We start from the raw sequence: 8711 nt of genomic DNA on the forward strand, positions 1-8711 counted from the left end.
GTATGCCGGCGTCGATAGCGGACCCTTGTGCGTCAGTAGGTACTTGGCGGCGGTGATCGCCTGCCGTGCCGGGGTGGCGAGCAGCCGGTTGTATCCGAGATTTCGGTTCAGCCGAAACTGCAGCGCAAAGCAATGGTGCTCGCGCATGCGCCGGCCGACGTTGGGGCTGTCGACGATGGTGTCGATGCCCAGGCTTCGCAACAGCGAGCGCTCGCCGATGCCGGACAGTTGCAATAGCTTCGGCGTGGCCAGACTGCCCAGCGAGAGAACGGTTTCCCGCCGCGCGGTGTAGGTGACATGCCTGCTCTTGGTGGTTGTGGCTTGGACCCCGAACGCCTTATCGCCTTCGAACAGGACACGATTCACGGTCGTGTCCACAGCGAACGTAAGGTTCGGGCGGCGGCGGGCGGGCCGAAGAAACGCCCACGATGCGCTCACCCGTCGGCCGTTCTTGATGGTCGCAGCCGCCGGGCCGATCCGCTCGCTGTCGTCGCCGTTGGCATCCTCGGTGATCGACCAACCCAATTTGGCGCCCGACTCGATCACCTCGGCACAGGGTTCCATGAGGTCGGTGCCGATCGAGATGTCCAGTGGCCCACCGGCGCCGCGCATGTCGTTGGCGCCGAGTTGGTGGTTCTCGATGCGCCGAAAGATCGGCAGGATCGTGTCCCAGCCCCATGCCGGATTGCCCCGCTGCACCAGTGCGTCGTAATCGGCTGAGCTGCCGCGGTTGTAGACCATTCCGTTGATGGAACTGGACCCACCCAGTGTTCGACCCCGGGCCCACTGCTCCACTCTGGCCGACGGCCCGATCGGCCGAACTGGATATTGCCATGCCAGTTTGGGGTTCGTCAGGATCTTGCCGAATCCCTTGGGCACGCGGATCAGCGGGTTAGTGTCTTTCGGCCCGGCCTCGATGAGCAGGACTCGGTTGCGGGGATCCTCTGATAGCCGGTTGGCCAGCACGCAGCCGGCCGAGCCGGCGCCGACGATGATGTAGTCGAAGTCGCTCATTTCGCCGGGCTGGCGATGGTCTTGATGCGCAGGTAGTCGCGGAAGCCAGCGACACCGTGCTCGACGCCGACACCGCTGATGCCCCATCCGCTAAACGGGGCGTCCGGGCTGAGATAGAACGAGTTGTTGATGTTGACCGTGCCGGCCTTGAGCCGATTCGCGACGCGCCACGCGCGTTCCTCGTCGCGCGACTGCACGTAGGCCGAGAGGCCGTAACGGGAGTTGTTGGCTACCCGTACGGCTTCGTCATCGTTGCCTTCGTAGCGGATGACCGACAGGACCGGCCCGAACACCTCGGTTTGGGCGATCTCGGCGTTCTCGTCGACGTCGGCCACCACTGTCGGCTGGTACCAGAATCCCTTGCCTCCGCGGTCACCGCGCTTGCCGCCGCACAGCACTCGAGCGCCGGCCGCCTTGGCGCGTTCCACCAATCCTTCGATACGGTCAACCTGCTCGGCGCGGATGATCGGGCCCACCATGGTGGTCGGCTCGGTCGGATCACCCCACGGCAGGTTGCTGACGATGCCGACAAGTCGCTGCAGAACCTCGTCGTAGATGTCGGCGTGCACGATCATCCGGGTGGCCAGCGCACAGCCTTGCCCGCTGCTGGACATGCACATGCCAACCCCGAGAGCACACGCCATGTCGAGGTCGGCGTCGGGCAGCAAAACGTTGGCCGACTTGCCGCCGAGCTCCAGTACGACGTGGCGGATGCCGTTGGCGGCGCGCTCCATGATGCGCTGGCCGACCGGCGGTGACCCGGTGAAGTGGTACATGTCTACCCGCGGATCGCCGGTGAGCGCGTCGCCGGCGATCGCCTTGTCCTGCGAACTGATCATGTTCACCACACCGGGCGATACGTCGGTGGCCTCGCTGATGACCTGCGCCATCTTCGCCGCGGTCAGCGGGGTGTCCGGAGCGCTCTTGAGGACCACGGTGTTGCCGGTGGCCATGGAGTGCGTGACCTTCCAGATCGCCGTCATGAACGGGGCGTTCCATGGGGTGATCGCGCCGACAACACCGTATGGCTCATAGCGGATGCGCCGGTCGCTGTTCATCCCGAGGATTTCGTGGGGACCGATGTCTTCTTCCCACGGGAAAGAGGTAGTCAGCTCATTCCAGAAGTCAATCCCGTCGATCATCACGTCGACGTGGGTCGCGATCACCGAGGCGGGCACGCCCGCCTCCGCGGTGACCAGGTTGCGAAAAGCCTCGGCCTCGCTGCGCAGCGCCGCCTGAAGCTGCTCGAGGCAATGGCGACGAAACTTGTGGTCGGTGCCCCACGACGTCTCGTCGGCGGCCCGGCGGGCGGCCGTCACCGCGTCGGAGACGTCCTCGGGGCCGGCGTCGGCGGCGGTGGCGACGACGGACTCGTCGGCCGGGTTGATGACGTCGTACCGTCGGCCCGCCTTGGCCTCGCGGAACTCGCCGTCGATGAACAGCCGGCCTTCGTAGGAGGTCTCGGTCATTGGTGGGCCTTTCCTGTATTTCGTCGGCGCAGGGGCTGATTGGCACCCCCGGACTCTATCCTTTACACTGTAACGTGATGTCGGACACAGCACAACAGCCGGGTGCCACGGTGAGCCAGATGCTGGCTCATGTCCATCGCTCGGATCCGAGCTCACCGATGTATGCGCCCGCGTCCCCGACCGGCGTGCTGCTGTGTCACGGGTGCCACGGCCTGGACCGATGCCGCATGGGGCTGCAGCGGGAAATGCTGGGCCCTGATGGGGTGGTTGTCAGTGAGCTCGTGTGTCCGCGAGATAGCGAAGGCGGGCCGAACGTCGCGCACGGCGGATGGACGGCCGGCATGCTCGACGAGCTGGTCGGGCACGCCATGATGCTGCGCGGCGAATTCGCCGTCACCGGCACCTTGGAGGTTGTCTTCCACAAGCCGATGCCGATTGAGTTGCCGCTGATCGGCACCGCGCAGGTCGACAAGCGGGAGGGCCGCAAGGCGTTCGTGTCAGCGCGTATCGAATTAGCAAGCAGCGGCGCGCTTCTCGCATCGGCCAAGGCGATCATGGTCAAGCGCCCAGCTGATCACTTCGAACGCCACGAGCAGTGGCTGCACACACAGGTGAGCGATGAGCTTGAGTAAGTCGCAGTGCTGTGCGGGTCGGGCTAAGTAAGGAGAACCAATGGGGTTGCTCGACGGACGGGTCGCGTTCGTCACCGGCGCGGCGCGCGGCCAGGGCCGCAGCCACGCGGTGCGCCTGGCCAGGGAAGGCGCGTCAGTCATCGCAATCGACATCGCCGATGCGGTCTCGTCACATAACACCTACGCGCCCGCGACCGAGGCGGACCTCAAGGAGACCGCCGGGCTGCTCGAGCAAGAGGGCCGACCGTTCGTCGTGGAGATCGCCGACGTCCGCAACCTCACCACGCTCGAGCAGCTGCTGGGTGCTGCGGTGGACCGCCTCGGTGGTCGCCTGGATGTCGTGGTCGCCAACGCAGGCATCTGCAACTGGGGCCGGTTCTGGGAGATGCGCGAGGAGCAGTGGCTGACGCTAGTCGATGTCAACCTCTCCGGTGTGTGGCGCACCATGAAAGCCTCGGTGCCGCACATGATTTCAGCGGGAAACGGCGGGTCCATCATCACCGTCAGCTCGGTCGCGGGCATCAAGTCGCTGCCGGGCCAGGCGCACTACAGCGCGGCCAAGCACGGCGTCGTCGGCTTGACCAACAGCGCGGCCATCGAGCTGGGCGAGTACGGCATCAGGGTCAATTCGATCCACCCCTGGGGGGTGGGCACCCCGATGGGCGAAGACCCTTATACCGCAACGATGCTCACCGAGCACCCCAACTACGTCATGTCATTCGGCAACGTGCTGCCGTCGCTGGCGATGGCCGATCCGAACGACATCTCCGATGCTGTGGTGTGGCTGGCCTCGGACCTGTCGCGCACCGTCACCGGCACCCAGCTCACCCTCGACACGGGAGCCACGAAGGTCTAAGGGCGCACTTCGGAATGCGCGGTGTAGTCAGCGAAAGGGTTGTGCATGTCGATTAGCGACGGCGAATTGGTGGAGCGCTTTGCCGGCCAACCGATCACGCACGACAACGCCGAGCACTATCGGGGCCGTCTGCGTCGGCAGTTGTTGATGAACCGCTGTCAGGCGTGTGGTCGCTGGCACGCCCCGCCCAAGCCGGTGTGCCCGCAGTGTTGGTCGTTCGACGTCACGGCGACGGCGGTGCGGGGGGAAGGAACGATATTCATGGCGATCTTTCTGCACCAGGGACCGCCGGCGCCCGGCGTAGATTACACGGTGCCCTACCCGGTGGTGACCGTCGAGCTCGACGAGCAAACCGGTCTGCGGTTCACCTCCACGGTGGTCGGCGCCCACAAGCGGGACATCGCCATCGGCAAACGGGTACGCCTGGGGTGGATCGAGCGTGCGGGGGCGCCGTTGCCGGTCTTCGAACTGACCGAGTCAGCCGGCGAGTGATCTGATGCGCAACACGATGAAGAACCGCGTGGCCATCTGCGCTGCGGCGACGACCGGCTTCGTCGCGAAGAACTCTGCTCGCAGCCAGACATCGCTGGCCGCGCAGGCCGCCATCGACGTCATCCGGGCCGCGGGTCTGTCCAAAAACGACATCGACGGGTTGTGCGGGAGCTGGCCGTCGGCGCATGAATTGCAGTCCGCGCTGGGGCTTCCCCGCCTGACCTGGTCGGGAAACCCGATGATCCCGTTGGTGGACCACATCGCGACAGCCGCGGCCGCGGTGCATGCAGGTTTGTGCGAGACGGTGCTCGTCTACCACGCGGCATACCGCGCGGCGTGGAACACCGGTTCTGCGCTCAAGGACCCATTTCGCCGCATCGCCACACCGGGGCTCAACGACCCACAGCCGGGCCCGGAAACCATGGCCGGCGCCGTCGGGTACGCCGGCTGGGCGTCGCGCTACCTCCACGAATATGGGGCCAAACGCGAAGATTTCGGCGTCGTCGCGCTCAACGGGCGAGCCAACGCTGCCCGCAACCCCAAGGCCGCTATGCGCGCACCGCTCACCATGGACGATTACCTCAACGCACGGATGATCCGCGAACCGCTGTGTCTTTACGACATGGATGTGGCCGTGGATGGAGCCGACGCGTTCATCCTCACCACCGCCGAACGTGCCCGTGATCTGGCACTGCCGCCGGTGCTCATCCATGCCGCGGTGCTGGGTCAGGTGGCGCCCAACGAGGAGGATCAGACCGTCAGCTTGCGCGCCCACGGCCAGCAAGTCGTGGTCGACACGCTAAAAGCCAAGAGCGACTTCTGGATCGACGACATCGACGTCTACTTTCCCTACGACGGGTTCACGCCCATTACGCTGAACTGGATTGAGAACGCGGGCTGGTGCAAGCCCGGCGAAGCGGGTGAGTTTCTGCGCGACCATTGGGACTCCGCTACGGGCCGGGTGCTCATCGACGGCAGGATCCCGGTCAACCCCCATGGCGGTTCGCTGTCGGAGGGCGCCACGCAGGCATCCGGTCATATCCGCGAGGCAGTGCACCAGTTGCAGGGATTGGCGGGGCAGCGTCAGGTGCCGAATGCGCAGCGCGCGCTGATCACTGCGGGGGGATTCTTCTTCAACGCCCAGGGGCTCACCTTGTTGGCCGGGTAAGGCGCCGCGGCGACGATTCGACGACACCACGCCGCAACGCTCGCAGCGCTTCTGTCCGCAGCACCCAAACCGGCCCCCCTTCGATTCGGGTTGCTCCATGGACGCAAACGCGGTTCTCGGTGAAAGCGGTGAGGATCCCTGTACACCGTCAAGCGGCGTTCCTAGTGTGAGGCGGAAGGCTGTCGCCGATACGAGGATCAAGATGCCGCACACCGTTGAGCGTTCACTTGCCGCCCGACATGCCGAAACCGCCAACCGGCTGCTTCCAAAAGTCAATGTGGTCATTGGTGCCGAGGAACGGCCGTCCGGTTCCGGTGGGGTCTTCGAGCATGTCAACCCGAGCATCGGCCGCGTGCAAGCGCAGATTTCGCTGGCCGGCCCGCAGGACGTCGACGACGCGGTGGCGGCTGCGCGCCGCGCGCTGACGCCGTGGCGGGCGATGAAGTCGTCAGCGCGCCGTGATGTGTTGCTCACCTTCGCGCAATTGGTCCGCGACTACGCGGACTGGGTGGATTTGCAGGTGGTGGAAAACGGCATGCCGTCGTTGTATGCGGCGCAGTTCGCCGGGCTTGCCTACGACTGGTGTTCGTATTACGCGGCGTGGGCCGACAAGCTGGTCGGCGAGGTTGCCGCGCACAACGACTCCGACGGCTTCATCTACACACTGCCGGAGCCCTACGGTGTGGTCGCGATCATCATCACCTGGAACGCGCCGCTGCTGTCGCTGGCGATGAAACTGCCGCCGGCGCTGGCCGCCGGCAACACGGTTGTTCTCAAACCGGCGGAGCTCACGCCGTTCACCGCGATGGTGTGGCGCGACTTGGCGCGGCGGGCCGGTATCCCCGACGGGGTGATCAACATCGTCCCAGGCGGGCCCGAGGCGGGTGAGGCGTTGGTCAAACACCCTGGCGTGGACAAGATTTCGTTCACCGGTGGCCCGCCCACCGCGCGTGCCATCATGCGGGGGGCGGCAGATCAGCTGACCCCGGTGCTCTTCGAGCTCGGCGGCAAGGGCGCCAATCTGGTCTTCGACGACGCGGACCTGACCGAGGCGGTCCCGTTTTCGTGCAGCTTCGCGCTGGCCAACAGCGGCCAGGGCTGCGCACTTCCCACCCGGCTGCTGGTGCAGCGCTCGGTCTACGACACTGTGCTCGATCAGCTTGCCGCGATCGCCGGCTCACTCAAGGTCGGCGACCCGCTGGAACCCGACACCTACATCGGCCCGCTGATCCACGCCGATGCGCTCAAACGGGTAGTGAGCGTCGTCGATTCGGCAATCGGGCAACGCTCGGGCCGGCTGCTTGTGGGCGGGCAGCGAGCCGGTGGCGAGCTCAGCGACGGCTACTTCATGAACCCCACCATCTTCGCCGACGTCGATGCGGGGAGCGATCTGGCCCAGCGGGAGATCTTCGGCCCGGTATTGGCGGTGACCCCGTTCGACACCGAGGACGAGGCCGTGGCGCTGGCCAATGCCACCCCGTACGGGCTGACCAACTACATCCAGTCCAAAGACAGCCGCCGGATCGAGCGGCTGATCCCGCAGTTGAACTGCGGCACCGTCGGGGTGAACACCGGGGTGTGCAATCACCATCTGGCCCCGTTCGGCGGCAACGGGATCAGCGGGTTCGGTCGCGAGGGCGGCAAGGCCGGCCTCGATGAGTTCATCCGCGTCAAAACCGTGCTGCAGCGCTGAGCAAAGGACCTTCGTGATGAGAAATCGCTACGACGTTGACACTGACCCGCTGATCACCGAAACCGCGATCGAAAATCCGCAAACCGACATCTACGAAAAGCTTTTGCACACCTGCCCGGTGTTCGACCGTGGGGACAACTCACCGCTGCTCATCTCCCGACGCGACGACATCGTGTTCTTAAACCAGCATCCGGCGGTTTTGGGCAACGGCGACGCCGGTCCACTCATGGGGGCGACCCAGCGACTGATCCCGCTGGACATCGACGGCGAGGAGCACACTAGATTCCGCCGGCTGCTCGATCCGCTGTTCGCGCCCAAAGCCAAAACGTCGCAGATCGCCAATCTCGAGCCGGTCGTGCGCCGGCTGGCGAACTCGCTGATCGACGAATTCGTCGACGCCGGAGAAGTCGAGCTGTTCAGCGCGTTCTGCGTGCCGCTGCCCACGATCATCTTCGTCGACCTGCTGGGTCTGCCGCAGCGGGACCGCCCGTTTTTTCTGCAATTCAAAGACGACATCGTGCACGCCAACGCCGGCTCGCCCGAGGCGAACGCGCAGCTGAGAATGGACGCGGCGATGCGCATGTTCGGCTATTTGACCGAGCAGCTGCAGCTGCGCGAAAACGATCCCGACTCCTATCCCGGACTGCTGACCGGGCTGCTACACGCCGAGGTCGACGGCCAGCGGCTGCAACGCCAGGAACTGCTCAATATCTTTCTGCTGCTGGTGATCGCCGGCCTTGACACCGTGACCGGCGCGCTGTCGTGCATGTTTTGCCGCCTCGCCCGATTCCCGGACGAACAGCGCCAACTGCGCGACGACCCCTCGCTGATCGTGGCCGCGGTAGAAGAGCTGCTGCGCTGGGAAAGCCCGGTGCAGTGGGGGCATCGGCTGGCCACCGAAGACCTCACACTGCCCTCGGGATACCAGCTGCAGGCCGGCGATCACCTCCAGTTGCTTTGGGCCGCAGGCAATATCGACGAGACCGCGTGTCCTGCAGCGATGCAGGTGAAACTGGACCGCGCTGGTAACCGGCACATCGCGTTCGCCAGCGGCGCGCATCGCTGCCTGGGATCGCATCTGGCCAGAATGGAGTTGCGGTGCGCGCTCGATGAATTCCACCGGCGCATCGGCGAATACCGCATCAAGCCGGGCGAGATGCCGCGCTACCCCGGCGGCACAGTGCGCACCGTCGCCCACCTGCCACTCGTGTTCGAGCCGGCCTAAGGAATCACCCGGGTGGACTTCGCGATAGACGACGACGTATCGGTTGCCCTGGCCGCGGTCGCCGACTTTTTCAAACGCCGCGACGACGCGTCTGTAATCGCTGCCGCAGCGGCCACGGGCGCGGCCGCCGCCCGGGCTCGGTGGCCGGCGCTGTGCGAACTG

Annotated in this window: 8 protein-coding genes; 6 read left to right on the plus strand and 2 right to left on the minus strand. The window is 65.6% G+C overall.

The genetic code is table 11. The features are described 5' to 3' along the window. Both ACFE99_RS18990 and ACFE99_RS18995 read right to left on the minus strand, forming a co-directional pair. Positions 1–1014, minus strand: a 1014-nt coding sequence (locus tag ACFE99_RS18990; RefSeq protein WP_375487973.1) for a GMC family oxidoreductase, incomplete at its 3' end; no start/stop codon positions are given. Continuing rightward, on the minus strand, positions 1011–2483 hold the full coding sequence (locus tag ACFE99_RS18995) for an aldehyde dehydrogenase family protein (protein WP_375487975.1): 1473 nt from the start codon (positions 2481–2483) through the stop codon (positions 1011–1013). The genes ACFE99_RS18990 and ACFE99_RS18995, both read right to left, overlap by 4 nt. Before the next feature lie 245 nt (positions 2484–2728). Between ACFE99_RS18995 and ACFE99_RS19000 the strand changes: the two genes are divergently transcribed. The 6 genes from ACFE99_RS19000 (at position 2729) to ACFE99_RS19025 (ending at position 8549) form a co-directional block, all read left to right on the plus strand. Then, complete coding sequence (locus tag ACFE99_RS19000; protein WP_375487987.1) at positions 2729–3115, plus strand: PaaI family thioesterase; 387 nt, start codon at positions 2729–2731, stop codon at positions 3113–3115. A gap of 40 nt (positions 3116–3155) precedes the next feature. Further along, on the plus strand, positions 3156–3971 hold the full coding sequence (locus ACFE99_RS19005) for a mycofactocin-coupled SDR family oxidoreductase (RefSeq protein ID WP_375487977.1): 816 nt from the start codon (positions 3156–3158) through the stop codon (positions 3969–3971). A gap of 45 nt (positions 3972–4016) precedes the next feature. Next, complete coding sequence (locus ACFE99_RS19010) at positions 4017–4463, plus strand: Zn-ribbon domain-containing OB-fold protein (protein ID WP_375487979.1); 447 nt, start codon at positions 4017–4019, stop codon at positions 4461–4463. Between the two features lie 4 nt (positions 4464–4467). Further along, a complete protein-coding gene (locus tag ACFE99_RS19015) occupies positions 4468–5631 on the plus strand; it encodes a thiolase family protein (RefSeq protein ID WP_375487981.1) in 1164 nt (387 codons plus the stop codon). A 202-nt stretch (positions 5632–5833) separates the two neighbouring features. Further along, positions 5834–7324: an aldehyde dehydrogenase family protein gene (locus ACFE99_RS19020; RefSeq protein WP_375487983.1), complete on the plus strand. Its 1491-nt coding sequence runs from the start codon at positions 5834–5836 to the stop codon at positions 7322–7324. Positions 7325–7340: 16 nt separating this feature from the next. Next, complete coding sequence (locus tag ACFE99_RS19025; RefSeq protein WP_375487985.1) at positions 7341–8549, plus strand: cytochrome P450; 1209 nt, start codon at positions 7341–7343, stop codon at positions 8547–8549. Positions 8550–8711: the final 162 nt, after the last annotated feature.

It is taken from the genome of uncultured Mycobacterium sp., assembly GCF_964249325.1.
In the GTDB taxonomy this organism is placed as follows: Bacteria; Actinomycetota; Actinomycetes; order Mycobacteriales; family Mycobacteriaceae; genus Mycobacterium.